The sequence below is a fragment of the Alloprevotella sp. OH1205_COT-284 genome (assembly GCF_003859795.1).
Lineage (GTDB): Bacteria > Bacteroidota > Bacteroidia > Bacteroidales > Bacteroidaceae > Alloprevotella.
This window is the reverse complement of sequence record NZ_RQYI01000013.1, coordinates 19,073-40,889: the sequence shown is the minus strand read 5'-3', so window position 1 is coordinate 40,889 and position 21,817 is coordinate 19,073. Positions and strand designations below refer to the sequence as shown.

Genomic DNA, 21,817 nt, shown 5'->3' with positions numbered 1-21,817 from the left:
GTCAGATGAGTGGGGCTTTTCCGCAAGCATTCGGTGCCCTGATGCGCATGGCTTTCGAGAGGGTCGGAGCAATGCAGTCTACGGTGACGGGCGTGGTGATGACGCTGCGTTCGATGCCGGCACCATAGAGAATGATGGGGAACGCCATAAACGACTCGCCGGCCGTTTTCGTCTGTTGGTGGTCGGTGTCGACGATGCGCCAGCCCGGCATGATTTGCAGGGTGATGTCGCCCGATCGTTGTTGGTGGAAGCCTCCTCTGATGCGTGATATGCCCGGCGTCCACGCCCCTTGCAGCAGTCGGTGGGCGGTGTAAACGTCTTTCACGCCGGCGAGTTGGAGCAGGAAGTCTTGTGCGCGGGCTTGCAGTTCCGACACGTTGATTTGTCGTTCTTCGAGCAGGCGGTGGTTGAAATAGATTTGGTTGCCGTAGGTGGCTTCGATGTAGTCGCCTTGTCCGTAGACGGCCACGAGATACATGCCCAGCAATCCGGTGGCGCGGCGCATGTCGAACGTGCCGGTGGGGATGCGGTATCGGGAGAGATCGGGCGTTTCCTCGTCGGTGTAACCGGTGGAGGTCACGGCAAACAAGGCATTGCCGCGTCCCACTTTTTGCTCCGTCATCGCCACGATTTGGGCTATGGCGCGGTCGAGGCGGGCGTAGGTGTCTTGCAGTTCGAGTGCACATTCGGAGGCCGGCCGGTGTCGGTGCGTGCCGGCATAGAGGGTGACGGAGAGGTAGTCGGTGGTGAGGTCTTGTCCGATCGAAGTGCCGTGGAGGGCGGCTATGGCGGCGGCCGTCACTTCGTCGTTGACCAGTGCCGATGTTTTGAACGAGCGGAAGCGGTCGTTGCCGCGAAAGTCATGGGAGAAAGATTTGTGGTGTTTTCCCGTGAGAAAATAGGAGAAGCTGCCCACCTGTTCGTTGAGCGGTTGCCAAACTTTGGTTTTCAGCCGCACCTCAATGTTCTGATACACGTTGCGATGCTCCGCCCATTTTGGGAAGTCGCCGTAGTAGGAGGACGAAGCCCAGTTGCCGGTGTTGTCGTCGAGCCAGATGACTTGGTCGGCGGCATGTCCGGCCGAGAAAATGGCGGCGTCGGCGTCGGGAGCAATTGCCACGACCTGTGCCTTGCCCGAAGTGGCCACTTTGAGTTCGTCGCCGATGGTACTGACGTTGAGCCAGCGTGGTGAAAACCGCTCCACCGTGTAGCGGCCTCTGACGTTGAAGTCCTGCACGCTCACCATGGGGCGGAGCGTTTCGCGGTTCATCCATCTCCACGCCACGATGCCGTGGTCGGCCGCCGAAGTGCCGGTGGCGACGGTGGCTGCTGCCGACGCCCGATCGGGGTGGGCAAGCGGATATTCGGCCTGTGTGTAGACGCGCCCTTCGTTGAGCAGCCGTTGCAGGCCGTCGACGCCGTAGAGCGGTGCGAAGGCTTCGAGATAGTCCGTTCGGAGCTGGTCGATCAGAATGTTTACCACCAATCTCGGCACGCCGCCCTCTCGTTCGCTCTCCGACGTGCGCGCCCCTTTGGCCTCTGTCGAAGCCAAAATGCTCATCACGGTGATGAGGGAGAGAAGAAGGTTGTGTTTATGCGTCATGCGTGCTTAAAACTTTGTGTGCCAAAAACTTGTTGCGGTGGTAGCTGTGGGGAGTGTCGGCGCGGTCGTTCAGGCGCGTGCTTCGCGGCCGGTGGTGAAAAACGATGCCAAACTCCGTATGAGCAAAATCAATGCCAAAGCGGTGGCAGAACTCGGAAAATGCTGCCAGCCGCCGAAGAGTGCCATAAAATACAGTGCCGCTCCCGCCGCCATGAGCAATGCGCCCGGATCGCGCTGCCACCGCCGGCGAATGAGGGGGCGGAGAGCCGCGTGGAGGAGCAGGAGGGGGTGACAAATGGTGAGCAACCAGTTGGTACCCACGGCGGGATGTTGGCTCCAAATGACCATGAACGACAGCAGCATTCCCACCAGTCCCATGCCGATAAAGAAAACCGTGTCGAAAGCATTTGTCCAAATCCGCCATGCCCGCCGGGTGATCGGGCTTTTCTTTCTCGAACGCAAGTCGCCGAGGGTGAGCAGCACGACCAAGCCCGACAGCGTCCAAAACACGACCGATGGCGACAGCGACCGACTTTCCGCACGGTTCTTGCCCACGAAAGGCAACAGCGGTTCGGTTTCGCTCACAAGGGATCTCGTCCGTCCGTCACGCCCTTTGATGAGCGCGCCGGCAAAGAAATTTTGTGCGTAGACGGGCAGGAAGTTGAGCGTCGTCATCTGCCGTATCGAGTGTCGCCGGTCTACTTCGGGGCCGAGCAGAAAGTCTTGCCCCAGTTCGTTCCAAGGGCTGCCGGCCGTAAACTCGTGTATCATCTCGCGCTGCGTGACGGTCTGCCTGCTTATTTCGAGCGAGGGGTAGATGATCTTTTCTCCCGTGCTCTCCACGGCTCTCACAATGGCTTCCACGGCTCTTGTCGTGCAGTTGTCGTAGAGAAAATTGTAGCGGTAGTGCCAATGCGGAACATCGGCCACGAGCGTGTCGGGCGTTCCGTCGAGTCTTTCCGTCACAATGGTCTTGCGTTCAAACCCATTGTCGTTCAACACGGCGTCCAGCTCCCCTTGCAGGTGTTCGGCTTGTTGGCGCGTGAGGTTCAACACTTGTTGGGTGACGGGCATGTCGTCGTTCAGATAGGTCGAGAGGAAGAGCGCGGTGCTCTCTCTGCCCATGCTGTAATCGGTGAGTCCGAAAATGAATTTCACCAAGAAGTCGGGCTTGCCGAAAGAGAACAGCCCATAGTTGTAGACCCGGTCGTTTTTGTGTTCCTTCGGGTTGTCGATACGCACGGCGGTGTGTCCGTAGAGCCGCCATATCTTGTGGCCGGGTGCACAGGTGAGCAGGCTCACACGCATCGAGTCGGCCGTTTCATCCGCTCCGATCAGGGTATACGAACGTTGGGCTGTTGCCAAAGCAGGCAGCAGCAACCATAACCAAAGCAGGCGAAACACGAATTTCATGGTCTACAATATTGCTTGGCAAAGATACTGACTATTGGGCGAAACCCCAAATTTTCACCCCGGTTTTGTTGTTTTACCGTTTTGCCTTCGCAAAAGCTCTTTTTCCATTGATTTTCAATGCGTTTCTTGCGAAGGCAAGTGAAGGCAAACTTTTTGGGAATATCGCAACTTGTTGAAAATCATAACTTCTACGGTGAAGGCAAAAGCCCCCTCTTGCCTTCACCTCCTTTCACCTCTTCCGCGCGAAAACAGCCCCTTTCGAGGGCGGTGAAAGCAAAAATGAGCCGCAACTCCGTGATTTTCATTCGATTGCAAACTGGATTTTCGTTTTGCCTTCACTTGCCTTCGCTAATATTGTTTTGACTTACAGTCGGTTATCTCTTTTTGCGGAGGCAGTGAAGGCAAAATGCAATAACAAGGTACACGCGCGTGCGCGCGAGAAAGCCCATTTTCTCCCGCTCCGACGGTCGCCGCGCTCACGGCCTCTGAGGTAGAAACGCCTACCTCAGAGGCCGAATTTTCTACCTAAGGCGTAGCAATTTCTTCTTCCCATGTAGTTTCAGCTCGGCGGCGGGTTTATTTGCTTGTCATGATGTCGAGTACTTTTCGGTCAGTTTCGTTCATGGCGTTTTTGCCGATTTCGGCAAGGTTGCGTATGCTCTTGTCCACGCAGTCATCGATGATGCCTTCCACCGACGATACGCACTCGCCCTGCATGGCCAGCATGGCCGAGAGGACGGCCGTCGAAACGCCCGATGTCAGTTTGAGCGCGCAAGAGGGCTTTGCGCCGTCGCAAATCATGCCGGTGAGGTTGGCGATCATGTTTTTCACCGCCGCCGCCACATGGTCGTAGTTGCCGCCCATAAGCAGAGTGATGCCGCAGGCACTGCCTGTGGAGGCCACGACGCAGCCGCAAAGGGCGGAGAGAGTGCCGAGGTGCTGCTTGATGTAGATGGCGGTGAGGTGCGAAAGCATGAGGGCGCGCGTCAGTTCTTCGTCTGTGTTGTGGTTTTCGCCGGCGAAGACCATGACGGGATTGGTGGCGCAGATGCCCTGATTGCCGCTGCCCGAATTGGACATCACGGGGATCATTGCGCCGGCCATGCGCGCATCGCAGGCCGAGGAGGTGGCCGAGAGGATGTGTGAGAAGATGTTGTCGCCCATGATGCCGCGCCCCAAGGGGCGGGTCAGCACTTTGCCGAGGCTGTGGCCGTAGTTGCCTTTGAGGGAGAGGGCTGAGGCCTGCATGTTGATCGTGCCGGCCTCGTTGATGAATGCCAATTCTTCGATGGGCGAGGTGGTGGCAAAGTCGTAGACCATGCGGAGGTTGAGCCGTGCGCCGATGTCGCTGTCGTGGCTCTGTTGCTCGTTGCCGCCGCTGCCGGCGTCGGAAACGTGGGGGGTGAGGGGGCAGTTTTCCGAGGGTGGCTCCGTGCCGAAAGACGAGTCGCAGTCCACGAATTTGGTGTGTTCGCGAGCAATGGTGGCGCGTTCTTCACGCCCCGTTTCGTCGCTGACGGTGACTTCGACGTATAGTTTTTCGGTCGTGTCGTGGGCAAGGGCGATGGCGATGCGTCCTTCGTCGATGAAGCGTTTTCCGGCCTCGACGTCGGCGGGTGTGGAGTCGCGCAACACTTCGAGTCCGTAGGCCGAGCGTCCGACCAATGCGCCGAGGGCAATGGCGATGGGCAGGCCGACCATGCCGGTGCCGGGGATGCCGACGCCCATAGCATTTTTGAGAATGTTGGGGCTGAGGCGGGCTTTGATTCGGGCAGGGAGTGTGCCGAGGCGTTCGGTGGCGCGCGCCGTGGCCAGTGCCACACAGATGGGTTCGGTGCAGCCTATGGCCGGCACCACTTGTTGCCGAACGAGGGCGAGAATGTCTTGGCGAAGGTGGTCAGGAAGCATGGCGTTGTCGATATTGTCGGGGTGTGCCGCCCATGATTTTTGAAAATGCGTTGTAGAAGGATTGGCGCGACGAAAAGCCGCAGAGCAGACCGATTTCTTCGAGGTTGTGAGAGGCGTACTTCTCGTCGCGCAAAAGACGGCAGGCCTCTTGTATGCGTATTTTGGCAAGCAGCGTGGAGAAGTTGCCGCCCGTCGAGAGCGACACGGCGGCACTGATGGCACGGTGGTCGCAACCGATGATTTCGGCCAAGCGGCGCGCGGTGGTGTCGGCGTCGCGATAGAGGCGTTCGACCTGCAAGAGGCGGAGCACTTCGATGTGGATGCGCGCTACGCGGTCGGGGCTGAAATGGTCGAGATAGGACATGGGTCAGAGGCGAAAGAGACGTCGGGCGTTGTCGGTGGTGACGGCGGCGATGTGTTCGGGCGAGGTTTGGTAGATTTCTGCCAGTTTGGCGATGACGAGAGGCAGATGTGCCGGTTCGTTGCGCTTGCCCCGATGAGGGTGTGGCGTGAGATAGGGGGCGTCGGTTTCGAGCACAATGCGCGAGAGCGGAACGGTGGTTTCGAGCACGGCCGGAAGCGTACTTTTCTTAAACGTGACCACGCCGCCGATGCCGAGCATGAAACCCTCGAAATCCAGCAGTTCCGCGGCCTCGCGCGCACTGCCGCCGAAGCAGTGGAAAATGCCGCCTTTCAGTTGGCTTTTCAGAGGGGTGAGCACCTCTATGATTTCGGCGTGTGCCGACCGGTTGTGTATCACGAGCGGCTTGTCGAAGCGGATGCTCCACCCGGCCTGCCGTTTGAACGCGGCCATTTGCTCTTCGCGGCGCGATGCGTCCCAATAGAGATCCACTCCCACTTCGCCCACCGCCACATAGGGATTGCCCTTGACGGAGAGCATCATCTCCATTTGGTCGAGCAGGGGCGTGGGGTCGGGCGGCAGTTCGGTGGGGTGCAGTCCGAGCATGGGGCGACAGAGCTGCGGCCACTCGTCGCACATGGCCAACATCGGCCCCACGCTGTTGGCGTCGATGTTGGGCAGGAGCAGGATTTCCGCTCCGGCGGCCGTGGCGCGCGCAAGCATCTCGGCGCGGTCTTCGTCGAACTCCTCGGCGTAGAGGTGTGTGTGGGTGTCGATGAAAATCATGCCTATTTCTCTCGTTTCATCAGTGTTTCGGCATATTTCCACAAGGGAGCGGCATCGACGCTGAGGGCGGACAGTGTTTTTTCGGCTTCTTCAAAGAGAGCGGCGATGCGCGCCTCGCAGGCGGCCGGCACTTGGTGTTGGCGATAGATGGCCGTGACGCGTGCTATCTTCTCTTCGGCCGGCAGGTCGGTGCGGTTGAGAAGAGTGAGCAACTCATCTCTTTCCGACACATTCATGCGTGCGACGGCGGCATGAACGAGAAACGTTTTCTTGCCGCAAAGGATGTCGCCGCCGATCTTCTTTCCAAACACGGCCGGGTCGCCGAAGGTGTCGAGGTAGTCGTCTTGGAGTTGGAAGGCAAGCCCCACTTTTTCGGCGAAGGCATAGAGCGTTTCGCAGTCGGCGGCGGGAGCGTCGGCCAGCAGACCGCCCATTTTGGCGGCACAGCCGAGGAGAACAGAGGTTTTGAGGCGGATCATCTCGATGTATTCCGCTTCGCTCACGTCGCTTCGGGTTTCAAAGTTCACGTCGTATTGCTGTCCTTCGCAAATCTTGATGGCACTTTCGGTGAAGAGCTCCAAGGCTTCGCCCGTTCGTGGGGCGGCGACGGAGTTGATGAGGCGATAGGCGATCAGCAGCATGGTGTCGCCGGAGAGAATGGCGGTGTTGTCGTTCCATTTTTTGTGTACCGTCGCCATGCCTCTGCGCACGTCGGCATTGTCCATCAGGTCGTCGTGCAGGAGGGTGTGGTTGTGATAGGTCTCAATGCCGATGGCGGCGTTCATCACCCGTTCGCAGTCGGGGCGATAGAGCGAGTAGGCCGTGAGCAGCAGCATGGGGCGCAACCGCTTTCCGCCCATTGAGAGCACATATTCTATCGGTTCGTAAAGTCCTTCGGGTTGCGAGGGCAGATTTAGTCGGCGAATGGCGGTTTCTATTTTTGAGAGCATGGGGTGGAGTTTTGAGGGGATAAAAGAAGTGGAGCTTACAGACTGATTTCGCCCGATCCGATGCAGACGCGGCCGTCGGGAGAGTAGACCACGCCGAACTGGCCGGGGGCGATGCCTTGAATGGGGTCGCGGCCGTCGATGTGAAAGGTGTTGTCGGCGGTGCGAGTGAGGGTGCCCACGCGCCGGCGGTCGGTGTGGCGCACCTTGAAGGTGATGTCGAACGTGCCTTCCTTCGGCCACGGATCGCCCGTGATGAAGTGGAAACCGGCGAGGTTGAAGGAGCGGCCGTATTGCAGGAGGTTGTCGTAGCCGTGGGAGACGTAGAGGATGTTTTCGTTCAAGTCTTTTTTGACCACGAACCACGGGCCGCCGCCCAGTCCGAGCCCTTTGCGCTGACCGATGGTGTGGAACCAGTAGCCGTTGTGCTCGCCGATTTTTTTGCCTGTTTCGATTTCGAGGACATCGCCTTTGCGCTCGCCCAAAAAGCGGCGCACGAAGTCGTTGTAGTTGATTTTTCCCAAAAAGCAGATGCCCTGAGAGTCTTTGCGGCGTGCCGGTGCGAGGCGGTTGTCGAGGGCGATTTGGCGAACTTCGTCCTTTTTCAGTCCGCCCAAGGGGAGCATAATTTTCTCCACCTGCCGGCTGTCGAGCTGTGCGAGAAAATCGGTTTGGTCTTTCACCGGATCGGGGGCGGTGCCGAGCCATACGTGGTGGGAGGAGAGGTCGAAAGTTTCGGACGCACGACTGTCGCAAAACACCTCGTTGTCGCGAATGCAGCGGGCGTAGTGGCCGGTGCAGATGCGGTCGTATTGATGTCCGACTTTCTCTTCGAACGCTCCAAACTTGACGAGGCGGTTGCACATCACGTCGGGGTTGGGCGTGAGTCCGCGGCGCACGTGCTCCATCGTGTAGCTGACGACGCGATCCCAGTATTCTTTTTGCAAATCTATGGTTTGGAGCGGCAGACCGTAGCGGTGTGCCACGGCCTGACAGATTTCGAGATCTTCCTCTGCGGTGCAGGTGAGGTCTTCGTCGCCGTCCATGCCGATTTTGATGTAGAAAAGATCGGGGCGCAGACCTCGCTCCATGAGCAGGTGTGTGGCTACGGCACTGTCTACGCCGCCGGAGAGAAGGAGGGCTATGTTCATGAGAAAAGGGGCTTGGTGGGGTGAGAAAAGGAGGGGCGGGCGTTTTGCCGTTTCCGAGGCGGATGCTTGCCGTTTGGGAGGGAGGGGAGCGGAGAGTGCGATGTTCAGCCCTTGCCGGAAAGTTCAAAGGCGCGCACCTGCTCTGCGCATCGCTCCATGAGCCATTTGGGAGTGGAAGTGGCGCCGCAGATGCCGACGCTCTCGGCCGTTGCGAACCATTCGGGGCGGAGCATTGCCGGGTCGTCCACGAGATGGGTGTTGGGATTGACTTGCTGACAGGCTTCAAAGAGTACGCGACCGTTGCTGCTCTTCAAACCGCAGACGAACAGCACCACGTCGTGGCGGCGTGCAAACGCTTGCACACCGGGCAGGCGGTTGGACACGCTGCGACAGATGGTGTCGAAATAGTGAAACTCGGCCGGTGGTTGGATGTGGGTTCGGAGGTAGTCGATGAGGGCTTGAAAGCCTTCGAGCGGCTTGGTGGTTTGCGAAAACAGATAGGTGTTTCGCGTGAGGTCGATTTTGTCTATCTCTTCGATGTCGGAAACGACGATTGCCTCGCCGTTGGTCTGCCCGACGAGGCCGAGCACCTCGGCGTGTCCGTGTTTGCCGTAGATGACGATTTGCGGATTTTCTTTTTCGTCATATACCTTTTTGATGCGCCGTTGCAGGTTGAGCACCACGGGGCAGGTGGCGTCGATGAGGGTGATGTTGTTGCGTTTGGCGAGGGCATAGGTGGAGGGTGGCTCGCCGTGGGCACGGAGCAGCACTCTGGTGTTTTTGAGGTGTCGGAAGGTTTCGTGGTCTATCGTTTTCAGACCGCGTTCGCGCAGGCGGTCGCATTCGCGGCCGTTGTGGACGATGTCGCCCAAACAGGCCAAAGGTTCGCGCGAGGCCAACTCCTCTTCGGCTTTGCGTATGGCGGTGGTCACGCCGAAGCAGAAGCCCGATCCTTCGTCGATTTCTATGTTGAGCATGGGGAGAGTTGTGGAAAATGAATGAGGGGGCGGCTCGTGTAGGAGTGTCGGGGGCTAAAAGGTGTAGGCCAACGTGCCGATCAGAGCCGATTGCGATTTGTGGTATTGTGCCCAAGCGAGGTTGAACTTCATTTTCGAGAGCGTCAATCCCGCTCCCAACGACAACCCGGCGGCATGCGACAGTCCGGCGGCTTTCAGTTCGTAGCCCCGGCGGAAATTGTAGCCTGCCGAGAGGGTCACGGCGTTCGACAGCAACCAATCGGCTCCCACGACCAAGTGGTTGAGCGCGAGGCGGCCGAAGCCCATTGGCCGATCGCCGGACAGGTAGTAGTGCCGCTTGTTCCAACGTGTGAGGTCGGTCAGGGTGAGGTGGATGCGCAGGGGCATGTGTTCGAGCCCTTTGCTGTATCCGATCTGTAAGGAGTGTGCCACGGTTTCGGTGCGTCCGGCGTAGCTTTTGATTTGCGCGCCGAGATTTCGTGCGGCAAACGAGAGGCTGATGTCGTTGTCTTCGTCGTAGTAGTTCAAACCCAGATCAATGACCAGTGCCGCCGCGTCATACATGCCTATCGAGGAGTAGGCCGCTTTGAGATTGGCACCTCCCGACCAGCGATCGGTGAGCAAATAGCCGTAGCCCACTCCGGCGACGATGTCTTTGGGCGAAAACATGCCGAGCGTGTGCCCTTCGGCGTCGGTTTCAATCATGTCGCCATAGCCCATGTATTGGGCAAAGACGGCTCCGGTGTGGCGTTCGCCGAAAGCACGCACATATTGCGCTCCCATCCATTTCCCCTCGTCGGCATAAGACATGAACGACAGCCCCAGCGTGTTGTGGGTCACGTTGCCCAACAGCGCGGGGTTGTGGAGCACGGTGCCCGGATCGGCATCAAGTCCCGATAGGTTTTCGCCGCCCAAGGCGGTGGCATGAGCCGAAACGGGAAGTTTCAGAATGCCGTAGGCCGAGGTGCTCTCTTGTCCCCAAAGGGTGGAAAGGGTCATGAAAAAGAGGAGGGTAATTAGCGTTTTTTTCATTATACGGATAAAATAGTGGGACAAAGGTACTACTTATTTTATATTTTGGGCGTAATTTTGCCCCGAAAATCAACGTATAAACGCAGAGCTTTCGGGCATTTTGTCTTGCCCTTTTCGACGTGTGCTTCCCTTTGTGGGGCGAAGCCTCGTTTCTGTTCCGAAACCGGACTACCATTCAACAACAACGTGAGTCGTTTTCCTTTATTATCGAAAGAATGGTGCGAACTCGTTTTCGAGGGTCGCAACAAAGCCTACGGCGCCTACGTCCTCCGCAAAGAGGCCGGGCGTCGCTATCGTTTGGTGGCGATCATTCTCGGCACGATGTTTTTGGGATTGGTCGGCATCTTGGTCACTTTGGGCTATTTCTATCATCGTGCGGTCAAGGAAGTGGTGGTGGAATTGGAAAACGTGGTGAAACTCAAACCCATGCCCACCGAAAAAGGCTTTGAGATCAAACGTATTTCGGCCGGTCGGCGCGCCGCGAGAGTGGAAACCACGCCCGGAGCATCCATGGCCGCGCCCGAAGTGGTGAATCGAAAAACGATCGCCGTGCCGATGGGCATCGACGGTCCCGACGATCTTCGAGCCATCGAACGAGAGCACCTTGTGGATGCCGACCCTCATCACAATGCCGACCAACTTGATTTGCCCGTAGAGGGAGTGCAGCTCACGGCCACGGAGGTGGTGGAGGAAATGCCCATGTTTCCCGGAGGCATACAGGCGCTGATGCGGTTTCTCGACGAGAATGTTTATTATTCGGGCAGTGCGCAGCGGCGCAAAGTGGAGGGCTATGCCGAAGTGGCCTTTGTAGTGGGCATCGACGGTACGATTTCGGACATCGAAATGATTAAGCCGATCGACACTTCGCTCGACAGATCGGTGGTCAATGCCGTGAGGCGCATGCCGAAGTGGAAGCCGGGACGAAAAGGGGGATTGCCCACACCGGTGAAAGTCACCATTCCCGTTTCCTTTCACCTGCAATGAGCCGAGAGGCTGTGTCGCCGAACGGCGGTGGCGACTGTCGCCCCTCGTGCTTTGAGCCATTGACGAGCCGCACTCGAAGGGCGGCATAGCCGCGTGGACGATGAAACCGCCGTTTGAGCCGTTTTTTCGTGCGGATAGGAGATGGATTTCATTACCTCAGAGGTAGAAATTTTTAGTTCAGAGGCAGAAATTTTTAGCTCCAATGTAGTTTTCTCCGGCTTCGAGGTGGTGTGGCGCACTGTCGTTTCTCGATCTTCCGCCTGCCGTTGGCTAAAAAATACGATCCCCTCCTTTTGTTGCGGTTGTGACAAAAGGAGGGGATTGCCATGAGCAGAAAGCGCGGGAATGGGTCGGTTCTCCCTCGGGGCAAGGGAGCGGAACGGAGCATTTATTCGGGAACGTAGATGATTTCGCCGTTTTCAAGCTCGTAGGCGATGCCCACTTTTTTTCCTTTCGTTCCGTCGCTTTTCGATTGGTCTTCGCTGGGGGTGTAGCGATTGATTTTTTCACCCTCTTTGGTGATGATCTCCATGTTTTCCTTTCCGGGATTTTTGACCATCGTGAAGTTTTCGGTGCTCAACATTTCGGTCATGTTGTAGCGGCTCACCAATGCCACCATGAGTGCCACGGCGAAGACCATGGCCACGTCGAAGAGATTGGCTACGGTGCCCATGATGTCGGCATTGTCGGAGGAGGTATTCAACAATCGGCGTCGGCGTTTCATCGGTCGGAGTTTTTGGCGGTGAGCAATGCGGCAATATATTCCAAATTGGAGAGATCTTGGGTATACCAGCGTTTTTTGAATTGTAAGCCCAACGTGCCCACCGATCCGACAACGAGGCCGACGACGGTGGTGGCAAAAGCCACCTGCATGTTGTAGGCCATGGTGGCGATGTCGCCCGTGGAGAGTCCGACAAGGGCGGGCCCCATGGGGATGAGTGTGCCCATCAATCCCAACACAGGCCCCATTTTGGCCAAGGTGCGTGGCGTGGCGAGATCGGCGTCGGCAGCGATTTCAAATTGCGAGATGATGCGTTCGCAGCGTATCTCGTCGTTTTGGGCGGCCAACAGGTCGGCATAATAGGGGGTGGCGAGTCCCATGTTGCGCGGCAGGCGTTCGGCGAGCGTGGAGATCGATTCGGCGGTGAGCGTGTTGAGCGAGTCGCGGAGTTGAACCTCTGCCTTGCGATAAGTGAGATATTGCCCGAAACTGCCGCCGACCAAAAGCAGGGCGCGCAGGAAGAGCAGAATGAGCAAAACGATGACAGGCACCAAAAGGCCGGTGCTGATCCAAAAGAGGATGTCGGAAATATAAGTCATGGGGAAAAATTAAAGGAAAAGGGTTTAGTGTCGAGGGGTGAAACGCTTGTTCTTACGGTTGAGAATGCGCCAATGCACATAGCCGATGAGGGCAAAGAGGAGGGTGAGTGCGACGACGCCGGCCAAGGCCATGTGGTTTACACTGCTTTCGGCCTCTACGGCGGTGCGTCCATTGACCGTGCCTACAATGCCGAGAAGGGCTGTCATCACGTTGAGGATGAAGAGCACTTCCAACCGCAGCTCTCGTTCGGGCAGCAGGCGAACGAACAGCCATGCCGCTCCCGGAATGGCAACGCCCAATGTGGCGGCAAGCCCCCATGCGGTCAGGGCGAAATCCATGCCGGGGAGGGAGAAAATGAGGGTGACGAGAAGGCTGAACAACACGGGGAAAATGAGCAGTCCGGGGTAGCATTCGAGCACCTGCCGCAGTCTGCGCGCACGGGGCGATCGGGCTTTGTGGGCAACGGAAAGCCGGCAAAACAGCAACAAGGTCGCCACGTCGAAACTGAGGATGACACTCAGGTCAGTCATTAGCGATGCGTCTGAGAGCCATGCCGAGATTTGCGTTTTCGACTGTTCCGCAGCCCATGGCCATGCCAAGCCCGTGAAGAGCACGGCGAGAAGGACGGTGACCGCTCCGACGAGCGGCCGTGCAAGGGTGAGTTTGAACACGAAGCTCAAACTCACCACCAACATTAGGCAAGAAACGATGATTTCCATGGATCAATCGTTGAGGTTGCGACGGCGGCGACGCACGAAAATCACCAAGGCGACGAGCAACACGATCACGGCAATACCGACGGCGATGCCGCTGACGAGGTTGGTGCGTGTTTCGGCCGACATGGACGACTGCTCTTCTTTTTTGAGCACGGTGCCGTTTTTGTCCCGACTTTCGATGGCGGCGTCAATTTGTTTTTGGTAAGTCTGCGCCGTGGCGGCATCCACCTTTTGGCTGATGAACTTGCGCAAAGCGGCATTGTTGCACACAAATCCGGTGCAGGCGGCTTTGTGGTCGGCAATCAGTTCGGTGTGGAGTTTGGCCAGTTCGGCCACTTGCGTGGCATTGGCTTTCCACATGCCTTTGCGAACGCTTTCGAGCATGATGGCGGTGATGCCTTGCAGGGCGGCGGGATTTTTTTGTTCAAAATATTTCCTCATGCCGAGGTCGAACTTGTCGGCCACGTAGACGTTGTAGATCTCGTCCCAAAGTTCGTTGTCAATGGCATTGGGTTTCATCACCTCCCACCCGAAGGTGTTGCGCACAAACTCTTCAAATCCTCCTGCCGCACCGGCTTCGCCCTTCATCTGTTCGCGGATGTAGGTGGGGTTGAAGATTGTGGTGCGGCTTTCCACGCCGATCGCCTCTTTCACCTCCTGCATGCGCACCCTGTTGCGGTTGCGATAGTCGCTGAGGTAGGCGTCGGGGTCTTTGCCCGTGATGTTTCGCACGCTCAGGTTCATGCCGCCCATGAACTCAAAGACGTGGTCGAGGCTCAAAGCTCCCCATGTGTTGTTTTGGCGCGGTTGTATCACGACGTCGGTGCGCGTGAGAGCGGCGGCAAAGGCATGTTGCTGCACCTCTTCCCACTTCTTTTGGTCGCCGTAGTAGGCGTTCATGTTGTTGAGATAGACCTCGGCAATTTCCTGCTCGGTGCTCCATTTGTCGGAGGCCATGACCATGCCTTGAATGCCGGTGCCGTAGTTGCCGTTTACTCCGCCAAACACACGGCGTGCGGCGATCTCTCGTGCCACCTTGGGCGACACTCCGCGGTCGATGAGCGCGCGTTCGCTTTCGACAACGCCTTCGGCCACCTCGTTGGTGAAGTCGTCGCCTTTGGCAGCTGCGGCCATTTCTACGGCGCGTTGAAGAAGGAAGAGTCGGGAAGCGGCCAAATCGCGCAGCTGTCCGGAGGTTTGCACCACAACGTCGATGCGCGGACGCCCCAGTTCTTTGGAGGGGATGAGGCGCAAATCGTTCACCCGTCCGAATGCATCGCGAATCGGCTCTACGCCGAGCATGTAGAGGGCTTGGGCGATGGTGGCACCCTCGGTTTCGATGAACTCGCTGCTCCAAAACGTGTAGCTCACTTTGCGGGGGAGGCTGTCGTTGTGGCGGCGGCGATAGAGGTCGAGGGTGTTTTTGGCCAACTGTTTGCCTTTTTCCCAAGCGGCCTCCGAGGGAGTGGCCTCGGCGTTGATGGCATACATGTTGCGACCCGAGGGGAGGCTGTTGGGATTGGCCACGGGGTCGCCGCCGGGCGAGGGCGAAGTGTAGCCTCCGCGAAGCGAATTGAGAACGGCTTGGATTTCCAATGTCGGACTTTGCTTCAAGTCGTTGGCGTAGCGGTTCACGTTTTTAATGGTGCGTTCCACTTCCATTACGGCATAGGCAAAGGTCTTTTCTTCGCGAGTGAATGTTCGGGGCTTGGGCATGCTCATCTGCGGCATGCCGTTTTTCTTTTTGTCGGCCTGCATGCCTTTGGGGTGGCCTTTGGGTGCAGACTGTTTGTCGGTCGGTTTTTGAGCGGCGGCTTCGGCATCGCCATGTCCGTGAGGAGGCTTCATACCGAGGGCTTTTGCCGTTTTCATCATCGCCATCATGGCCGCCGAGGGCTTTTTGTCGTTCGCTTTTTGTTGCCCCTTGCCCGATTGGGCTTTGGAGGCCGCGGCTTGTGCCATCATGGCGGCCATCATGCCTCCGGCAGGTCGCGTCATTTCTTCATAGGTGTCGCGAGCGCGTTGCAGTTCGGCCGGTGTGAGGTGGGCGGTGGCGCAGATGAGTTCGTCGGTGGCCAGTGCGGGATTAGCCAAGAGCCTTCCTACCAAGGCTTTGGCCGGATTGAGATAGCGTGTGGTGAAGACCGAACTGTGTTTCTCGGAATCCACGGTGGCACGCTTGCGCAGTTTGTCGAGTGCCAAGAGGCTGTAAGCTATGGGGTCGGCCGCCATGGCGTGGACACTGCCGGAAATGTGGTGTGCATCGTAGGCCACTCCGAGTACATAGGGCTGTCCCGTGATTTTTTCGTTGGCGATTTCTTCGGCGAAAGTTTCCAAGCGTGCAATGTCGTCTTCCGAATAAGGGCGCGAGAGCACGCTGTCGAGTCCCAAGTCGCGATGAACGCCCATTTTCACGGCCGCTCGTTTTATGTCGAGAGCGGCTTTGCGGAGTGCGGCCTCGTTGCGGGCGGCTTGCTTTTTACCCTTCGGGTCGTCGGAGGGAGTGATGCTGAGCTGCAATGCGTTGTATTGATGAATGCTCTTGTCGAGCTCGCGATAGGCATTGCGAAGATTGCTTTCGAGGAAAGGCGGCGTGAGGTAGCTTTGCAGGGCGGCATAGGAGCGACGCTTGGCGATGATGCCCTCGCCGACGTTGGCGATGCTGTACAGATAGAAGTGGGGCAGCGTGCCGACCAAACGGTCGCTCCAATCGAGCGAGCTGAGGGCGACTTGTTTGCGAGGGGTGAACTCCAAACTGCCGTGTGTGCCGAAGTGAATGAGGGCGTCTGCGCCAAATCCGAATTGCGTCCACAGGTACGAAGCGATGTAGACGTGGGGCGGTGCGGCGTCGGTGCCGTGTACGATCTTGAAATGATCGCTGCCCGATCCGGACATCATCTGCGGCAGCAACACGACGTTGCCGAATTGCAAGCGGGGCACGCCCAAACGACCGTCGGCCGTGGCCAGATATTCTCCGGGAAACTCTCCCGATGCGGCCACCACTTCTTTGTATTTTTCGGGACGGAGCGAGCGGCTCACCCATTCTTCATATTGCGCGCGGGTGATGAGTTCGGGTTTGCCCTTTTTCATAAACTCGTCGAAAGCCCCTTTGGCATAAGTGCCGAGCACGGCTCCCTGCGTTTGGATCATGCGTTCCAGCTCTTTGTGGGAGGCCGGCAGATTGTCCACCTTGTAGCCGTCGGCTTTGAGGGCTTTGAGCAGATTGTAGAGCGAGGGCACAACTTCCATGCCTTGTGCCACGAGCGAGCTTTGTCCGGGGCCTTTGAGGTAGAAAATGGCAATGCGTTTGTCTTTGTTGGGTTTGGATTTCAGACCGACATATTGATTGATGGTCTTGACGAAATCTCTCACTCTTTGAGGCATGGCGAAGACTTGCAGTAATCCCTCTTTGTCCTTTTGGTGGCCGAATACGGCATAGGGCAGCAATGCGCCGTCCAGTTCGGGCATGGCCACCGTTTGCGAGAGATAGCCTCCGGAGAGTCCCATCGGATTTTTTTCCCAATTTTCCACTTGCGATTGGGTGTTGATGGGCGAGAAGAGCGGAATGTTTTGCCGTTCCAAGTAGGCCACGATGCCGTCGCCCATGCGCCCGTGTGCCATATTGACGATGGCCGAGGGGCGAATGCTGTCGATGTGTCCGCCTTTGATGAACAAGTGGAGATTGTCTACGTGGTAGACGTTGTTTTGTTTCTCCAATTCGGCCACCAATTCGGCCGGCTGTCCCATCATGCCCGTCACGACGATGCGTGCCGCTTTGTCTTTCCACAAACCGACGCGCCGCAAAAAGGCCTCATAGTCCTTGACGGAGTTGAAGCCCAACTCCTCATCGTCCGGCTTTTGAGGGTCGATGTGATAGAGCAAGCTGTTGATGCGTTCTACGGCAGGCGACGGTTCGGTGGCTTTGATCCATTTGCCGTCGATGTATTTGCGCACGTAGCGCAACAGGTTGCGATAGTTCTCGCGGCCTCCGTTGGAGAGATAGGCACCGAGTTTATTGACATGTGCCGTGTCGATCGAAACGATGCCGTTGGCCGGATTGGTCACCATGACGGCCATGATGGGCAGTCCGTTGTCGGCCAAATCTTGCACCTTGGCGCGTTGGGCTTCGGTGATGCGCAGCCCCATGGCGTTGATGAAGACCATGTCGTACTTGCCGATGTCTTCGATGTTGTCGGCATTGACGCCTTCGACGCTGATAAATCCGTTGTCGTTGGCTTTGGCTATGTGTCCGAGGGTGAGCGTCTGAAAGTTTACGAACGCCACTCGTGTCGTACCCATCCATGTTCGCCAAACGAAGGTGGCGGCCACGGCCACGAAGAGAACCGACAGGCCGATGGCTATGATTTTTTTGATTTTGTTCTTGTCCATATTATGATTCGAAAAATGTAGATGCAATGAAACGTGACGGATCCGGCTGCACTACCAGTCGAGCAGTTCGGCAATGCCGATTTTTAGTGTCAGCACAAAGGAGCGGCCGGCGTCGGGCAACTGCACCAGAGCCGTGGTGGCCTTGTCGCGATAGTCGAAGAGGTTGTCGATCATGAAGCCGAGCGTGAGGCCGCGTCGCGGCATCTGTGCACTGCACTGCAAGGAGCAGTGCGTGCGTCCGTCGTAGGTGGATTTTTCGTAGATCTTTTTGCTGCTGTCGTAGTAGTAGGTGGCAAACCGCGCTCCCCAATGTCCGTTGAAGGCCACGTTGCCAACGATGTCTTTGTTGATCTTCCGACGATAAGAGGCGCAAAAGGTGACGGCATGGGGGCGAATGGTGGAGACGTTGCGACCGTTGCGCTCGTTGTAGTCATTGACGAAATTGTAGGTCGCCATCAGGAGCATCTCTTTCACCGGGCGATGACGCAACGAGATTTCCACTCCCGTGGTCTTGCGGTCGTCGGTGTTGATGTATTGCAGGGCATCGCTGCCTTTGTAGGCATAGCCGATGTAGTTGTGGTAGCGGTTGTGGTAGGCCGAGAGGGTGAAATGAGTTCTGCCGTGTTCGAGTTCGAGCGAACCGGAGAGCTGCCGGCTCGTTTCGGGACGGAGGTCGGGATTGCCGAGGATATACATGATGTTGGCCATGTTGAACTCTTGAAACCTCTCTTTCAACGTGGGCGGTCGATAGCCGTGAGAGTAGTTGGTGCGGAGTGTGACGCCTTGCACCGGCCGATAGAGCAGCGATACTTTCGGCGTGAGATGCGGCGCATAGTCCTGCGCTTTGTCGGCTCGCACGCCGGCCACTAATTGAAGGAAGGGGCACACTTTCCAATCCTCCTGCACGTAGACCGAACCGATGTAGGCCGTTTCCGAACCGCCGTCTTTGAGCATGTAGTGTTTGAGGTGTTCGTGTCTGATCTCTCCTCCCAAGCTGAGGGTGTGCGTGCCGAAGGTGCCGGTGTAGTTCAGGCGTGCCGTCTGCTGTCTGTTGCGATAGGGTGTTTCGGTGAGCGGAATGGCCGGATAGATGTCGCGTTTCGCGTAGCTGTCGGCAATGAACGAGAAGTCGAGCAGGCGGTCGGAGCGAAAGAGATATTTCACCCGTCCGCTCAGCGTGAGATCTTCGTATCGCTCATAGTTTTTTCGTCCCGGCCGCTGCGGGCGCACGTTGTTGTAGTAGCCGGCTTTCAGTTCGGCCGAGAGGCGGTCGTTGAAGTGATAGGTGAATCGTTGCGACGCGTCCCACACGTTGTAGCCGTAGAGCGGCACGACCATCAGCGCGGAGTCCGTTTCATAGGTGACGGTTCCGTCTTCGGCAATTTTCTCGTAGCTGTACGGGCGATCGTCTCGGGCATAGAATGTTTTGCGATGGCGATGCCCTATTGTGGTGCGCGTGTCCCAACGATCTCTCTTCATGCCGAAGGAAATGCCATATTTCTCGCCATTGCTTCCGGCATATCTGGTGTTGATGTTGAGAGTGATGGGGCGCGTGGCTTTTTTGGTGATGATGTTGATCACACCGCCCTGCGCATTGCTGTCATAGAGGGTCGATGCCGCTCCGCGCACCACTTCGATGCGTTCAATCTCGTCGATGTTGATTCGGTTGTAGTCGATGTTGTGGTCGCTGCTTTCTCCGCTGATGCGCTCGCCGTCGATGAGAAACACCACCATTTTGCTGTTCATGCCCTGATAGGTCATGGTCGAGGTCTGGCTCATCGAATTGTAGCGAAACTGTATGCCCGGCAGGGTATATTGCAACAAACCCTGCATGTCGAGCGGATTGACGCGGTCGATTTCCGCACGCGAGATGACGCGGGTGATGACGGGCATGTCTTTGAGCGGTCGCTCGGTGCGTGCCCCCGTCACGACGGCCTCTCCAATCTCCTGCAAAGAGGGAATAAGGCCGACGGAAATCTCCTTTCCGGATCCGACGTTGATGTCGATCGTTTGCGGAGTGTAGCCGACGTAGCTCACTTTGAGCCGACGTTTGCCGCTTTCTCTCAGACTCAATCTGAACTCCCCGCGATGGTCGGTTTCGGCCACGGCATGGGTGCCGACAATGGCCACCAGTGCACCAATCATGGGTTGGTTGCGCTCGTCGTGCACCACACCGCGCACCACGTAGCGGTCGGGCTCTGCTTCATCGGCGGCACGCACCTCTGCCGGAAACCACGCCATGAGAAAGGCCAGCAGGCACGACGAAAGCAACAGATCGAACCGGCGCAACTGAAAATGCGATGAAAAGAAGCATCCGTTCTCTTCGTAAGAAGCTGTGTACATATATCGAGAAAATTGGGGAAGGGGCAAATTTCAAAACCCATTCCAAGAAACGATTAGCAACAGACAGATTGCACCCGGTTGGGAGCAATCTGTCTGAATGCCGTTTTCACGAATTGCATCGTATCATTTATTTGACCCTCACGGCCTTTAAGGTGATATATCCCTTGTCGCCCTTGGCGTTGGTGAAGTCTGTGATTTGCAGTTTGAACAGTTGGTTGTCTTTCGTGCGAAGCACGTAAACGAGGTTTGTGGGCGTGTAAGTCAGATCGACCATGGGGCGTCCTTTTTTCACGATCCAGCCCGTGAGCACGGGGTTGCGCATGTCTTCTTGCGAGAACATCACGATGCCTTTCATCATTTGCGTCATGTCGATCATGAGCGGCTTTTTGGTTTCCACGGCGTCGGCCATGAAGTTGCCCTGCACTTTCTTCACGTCCACCTCATCAAGCGAAGTAGACTGAGTGGCAATGGCCGATCCGCCGTTGGTCTTGACAAGTTCGCGACGGAAAGCCACATGCCATTTGATTTTCACATCGGCCGGCGAACCTTGGGCGGCAATTTCCTTGCGTTCTTTCGTAGTGGGATCGATGTAGAACCAAGGCGTGAAGTCGCGATGCGTTTCTTGTTCTCCCGTTTCGAGATTGACATACACCCAGTTGCTGTAATTGGAAGCATCAATGCTTTTGAGTTCTACCGTTTTTTCGGTGAACACCGGTTCTGCATTGTCAGAATTGTCGCAAGCCGTGAAACCGAGTGTCAAAAGACCGACGAGGAGATAAGAATAAAATTTCATAAGAAGATGATTTGATTTGAAAAATGAAACATATGCTTTCCGCCTGTTTTTGCCCATGTGCAGACAAGTCGAAAACCGAGTGCAAAATTATTGGTTTCGTTCAAACTGCACAATCGCCTGATAAGATGATTTTTCTCCCCGGAAAGCGACGTGACACTTCTTTTTGCTCACCCCCTTTGAGTGAAAATACCCAAAAATAGTTACTCGTTTTTTCGTCCATACCATTTCTCCGCGTTCCGATTATCGCAGAGAACGGCGAGTCTCACGGCGATTTCGGAGTTTCCCTTGTTCCTCTTCACCGTCTGTCGCGCTCTTTCTCTCCGTTTTGCAAGTTTGTTGGCCGTTTTGAGTGGGAGATGATGAAAAACTGTCGCTCCGTTTTTCAAAGAAAACATGAAAGGCAGCGTAGTCCGCCCCCGTCGGCAAAAGCTGACGACGGGAGCGAACGAGAGGAATGCGTCACGGCATGGGAGCTAAAAAAAACGGCCTCTGAGGTAGAAATGCCTACCTCTGAGCCCGTGAGCGCGGCGACCGTCGGAGTGGGAAAGACCATGCTTCTTCGCGCGCACGCGCGCATACCTTGTTATTGCATTTTGCTTTCACTGCCTTCGCAAGAAGAGACAATGATCTGTAAATCAAAACGATATTGGCGAAGGCAAGTGAAGGCAAAACGAAAATGGGTTTTGCAATCGGCTGAAATTCACGTCATTGCGGCGATTTTTTGCCTTCACCGCCCCCGAAAGGGGCAGTTTTCGAGCGGAAGAGGCGGAAGGAGGTGAAGGCAAACGGGATTTTTGCCTTCACCGTAGTAGCTGTGATTTTCAACAAGTTGCAAAACCCATTTTCGTTTTGCCTTCACTTGCCTTCGCAAGAAACGCGCTGACAATCAAAGAGAAAAGTCCTTTTGCGAAGGCAAAACGGCAAAAACAAAAAAAACGGGTGGGGAAACGCCCGAAAAGGGCGGTTTCATCGAGGAGGGGCGACGGCTCGACGGCCGGAAGAACGAATGGGGAGAGCTGCGTGGCGTTTGCGGTGAAGGAGAAAACATAAACCGACAGACACGGCAAAGTGCGGAGAAGGCTCCGACTTTGCC

The 21,817-nt window shown here is 56.7% G+C and carries 17 protein-coding genes; 1 reads left to right on the top strand and 16 read right to left on the bottom strand.

Translation table 11 applies throughout. The annotated features are described in order from the left end of the window. Position 1: 1 nt before the first annotated feature. From EII14_RS04825 to porQ, 9 genes are all read right to left on the bottom strand, one after another. On the bottom strand, positions 2–1,603 hold the full coding sequence (locus EII14_RS04825; RefSeq protein WP_199733876.1) for an alkaline phosphatase family protein: 1,602 nt from the start codon (positions 1,601–1,603) through the stop codon (positions 2–4). 69 nt (positions 1,604–1,672) lie between these two features. After that, positions 1,673–3,016, bottom strand: a complete 1,344-nt coding sequence (locus EII14_RS04820; protein WP_124931429.1) for a DUF4105 domain-containing protein — start codon at positions 3,014–3,016, stop codon at positions 1,673–1,675. Positions 3,017–3,592: 576 nt separating this feature from the next. Continuing rightward, positions 3,593–4,924 (bottom strand): serine dehydratase subunit alpha family protein, encoded by a 1,332-nt coding sequence (locus EII14_RS04815; RefSeq protein ID WP_124931428.1) that lies wholly within the window; start codon positions 4,922–4,924, stop codon positions 3,593–3,595. Beyond that, positions 4,914–5,288 carry an AraC family transcriptional regulator gene (locus EII14_RS04810; protein ID WP_124931427.1) on the bottom strand — a complete coding sequence of 125 codons (375 nt, stop codon included), beginning with the start codon at positions 5,286–5,288 and terminating at the stop codon, positions 4,914–4,916. The genes EII14_RS04815 and EII14_RS04810 overlap by 11 nt, the downstream gene beginning before the upstream one ends. 3 nt (positions 5,289–5,291) lie before the next feature. Then, positions 5,292–6,068 (bottom strand): TatD family hydrolase, encoded by a 777-nt coding sequence (locus EII14_RS04805; RefSeq protein WP_124931442.1) that lies wholly within the window; start codon positions 6,066–6,068, stop codon positions 5,292–5,294. A gap of 5 nt (positions 6,069–6,073) precedes the next feature. Further along, complete coding sequence (locus EII14_RS04800; RefSeq protein ID WP_124931426.1) at positions 6,074–7,021, bottom strand: polyprenyl synthetase family protein; 948 nt, start codon at positions 7,019–7,021, stop codon at positions 6,074–6,076. 35 nt (positions 7,022–7,056) lie between these two features. Continuing rightward, the gene (gene mnmA / locus EII14_RS04795) at positions 7,057–8,169 is read right to left on the bottom strand and encodes a tRNA 2-thiouridine(34) synthase MnmA (protein WP_124931425.1); all 1,113 of its coding nucleotides are present in this window, start codon (positions 8,167–8,169) and stop codon (positions 7,057–7,059) included. Between the two features lie 104 nt (positions 8,170–8,273). Next, positions 8,274–9,146, bottom strand: a complete 873-nt coding sequence (locus EII14_RS04790; RefSeq protein ID WP_124931424.1) for a 4-hydroxy-3-methylbut-2-enyl diphosphate reductase — start codon at positions 9,144–9,146, stop codon at positions 8,274–8,276. A gap of 54 nt (positions 9,147–9,200) precedes the next feature. Beyond that, positions 9,201–10,178 (bottom strand): type IX secretion system protein PorQ, encoded by a 978-nt coding sequence (gene porQ, locus EII14_RS04785; RefSeq protein WP_124931423.1) that lies wholly within the window; start codon positions 10,176–10,178, stop codon positions 9,201–9,203. Between the two features lie 186 nt (positions 10,179–10,364). On the opposite strand from porQ, the gene EII14_RS04780 reads away from it, so the two are divergent. Further along, positions 10,365–11,162, top strand: coding sequence for an energy transducer TonB (locus EII14_RS04780; protein ID WP_124931422.1), 798 nt, complete (start codon positions 10,365–10,367; stop codon positions 11,160–11,162). Here EII14_RS04780 and EII14_RS09310 read toward each other — a convergent pair. The 7 genes from EII14_RS09310 to EII14_RS04750 form a co-directional block, all read right to left on the bottom strand. Further along, positions 11,150–11,314 (bottom strand): hypothetical protein, encoded by a 165-nt coding sequence (locus tag EII14_RS09310; protein ID WP_158608327.1) that lies wholly within the window; start codon positions 11,312–11,314, stop codon positions 11,150–11,152. The genes EII14_RS04780 and EII14_RS09310 overlap by 13 nt on opposite strands. A gap of 236 nt (positions 11,315–11,550) precedes the next feature. Then, entirely contained in the window at positions 11,551–11,886 is a 336-nt protein-coding gene (locus EII14_RS04775) for a DUF2149 domain-containing protein (RefSeq protein ID WP_124931421.1), read from the bottom strand. Continuing rightward, a complete protein-coding gene (locus EII14_RS04770) occupies positions 11,883–12,482 on the bottom strand; it encodes a MotA/TolQ/ExbB proton channel family protein (RefSeq protein WP_124931420.1) in 600 nt (199 codons plus the stop codon). Before EII14_RS04770 ends, EII14_RS04775 begins: the two co-directional genes overlap by 4 nt. Positions 12,483–12,506: 24 nt before the next feature. Next, positions 12,507–13,202: a hypothetical protein gene (locus tag EII14_RS04765; protein WP_124931419.1), complete on the bottom strand. Its 696-nt coding sequence runs from the start codon at positions 13,200–13,202 to the stop codon at positions 12,507–12,509. A gap of 3 nt (positions 13,203–13,205) precedes the next feature. Further along, the gene (locus EII14_RS04760) at positions 13,206–17,588 is read right to left on the bottom strand and encodes a cobaltochelatase subunit CobN (RefSeq protein ID WP_124931418.1); all 4,383 of its coding nucleotides are present in this window, start codon (positions 17,586–17,588) and stop codon (positions 13,206–13,208) included. Between the two features lie 51 nt (positions 17,589–17,639). Next, positions 17,640–19,931, bottom strand: a complete 2,292-nt coding sequence (locus EII14_RS04755; protein WP_124931417.1) for a TonB-dependent receptor — start codon at positions 19,929–19,931, stop codon at positions 17,640–17,642. A gap of 127 nt (positions 19,932–20,058) precedes the next feature. Next, positions 20,059–20,724, bottom strand: a complete 666-nt coding sequence (locus EII14_RS04750; protein WP_158608326.1) for an HmuY family protein — start codon at positions 20,722–20,724, stop codon at positions 20,059–20,061. Between the last annotated feature and the right edge of the window lie 1,093 nt (positions 20,725–21,817).

Coding starts and splice junctions, on each gene's coding strand:
- porQ (WP_124931423.1), bottom strand. CDS start 10,178: ATGAAAAAAACGCTAATTACCCTCCTCTTTTTCATGACCCTTTCCACC.
- EII14_RS04800 (WP_124931426.1), bottom strand. CDS start 7,021: ATGCTCTCAAAAATAGAAACCGCCATTCGCCGACTAAATCTGCCCTCG.
- EII14_RS04775 (WP_124931421.1), bottom strand. CDS start 11,886: ATGAAACGCCGACGCCGATTGTTGAATACCTCCTCCGACAATGCCGAC.
- mnmA (WP_124931425.1), bottom strand. CDS start 8,169: ATGAACATAGCCCTCCTTCTCTCCGGCGGCGTAGACAGTGCCGTAGCC.
- EII14_RS04755 (WP_124931417.1), bottom strand. CDS start 19,931: ATGTACACAGCTTCTTACGAAGAGAACGGATGCTTCTTTTCATCGCAT.
- EII14_RS04825 (WP_199733876.1), bottom strand. CDS start 1,603: ATGACGCATAAACACAACCTTCTTCTCTCCCTCATCACCGTGATGAGC.
- EII14_RS04770 (WP_124931420.1), bottom strand. CDS start 12,482: ATGACTTATATTTCCGACATCCTCTTTTGGATCAGCACCGGCCTTTTG.
- EII14_RS04815 (WP_124931428.1), bottom strand. CDS start 4,924: ATGCTTCCTGACCACCTTCGCCAAGACATTCTCGCCCTCGTTCGGCAA.
- EII14_RS04750 (WP_158608326.1), bottom strand. CDS start 20,724: ATGAAATTTTATTCTTATCTCCTCGTCGGTCTTTTGACACTCGGTTTC.
- EII14_RS04760 (WP_124931418.1), bottom strand. CDS start 17,588: ATGGACAAGAACAAAATCAAAAAAATCATAGCCATCGGCCTGTCGGTT.
- EII14_RS09310 (WP_158608327.1), bottom strand. CDS start 11,314: ATGAAATCCATCTCCTATCCGCACGAAAAAACGGCTCAAACGGCGGTT.
- EII14_RS04820 (WP_124931429.1), bottom strand. CDS start 3,016: ATGAAATTCGTGTTTCGCCTGCTTTGGTTATGGTTGCTGCTGCCTGCT.
- EII14_RS04810 (WP_124931427.1), bottom strand. CDS start 5,288: ATGTCCTATCTCGACCATTTCAGCCCCGACCGCGTAGCGCGCATCCAC.
- EII14_RS04790 (WP_124931424.1), bottom strand. CDS start 9,146: ATGCTCAACATAGAAATCGACGAAGGATCGGGCTTCTGCTTCGGCGTG.
- EII14_RS04765 (WP_124931419.1), bottom strand. CDS start 13,202: ATGGAAATCATCGTTTCTTGCCTAATGTTGGTGGTGAGTTTGAGCTTC.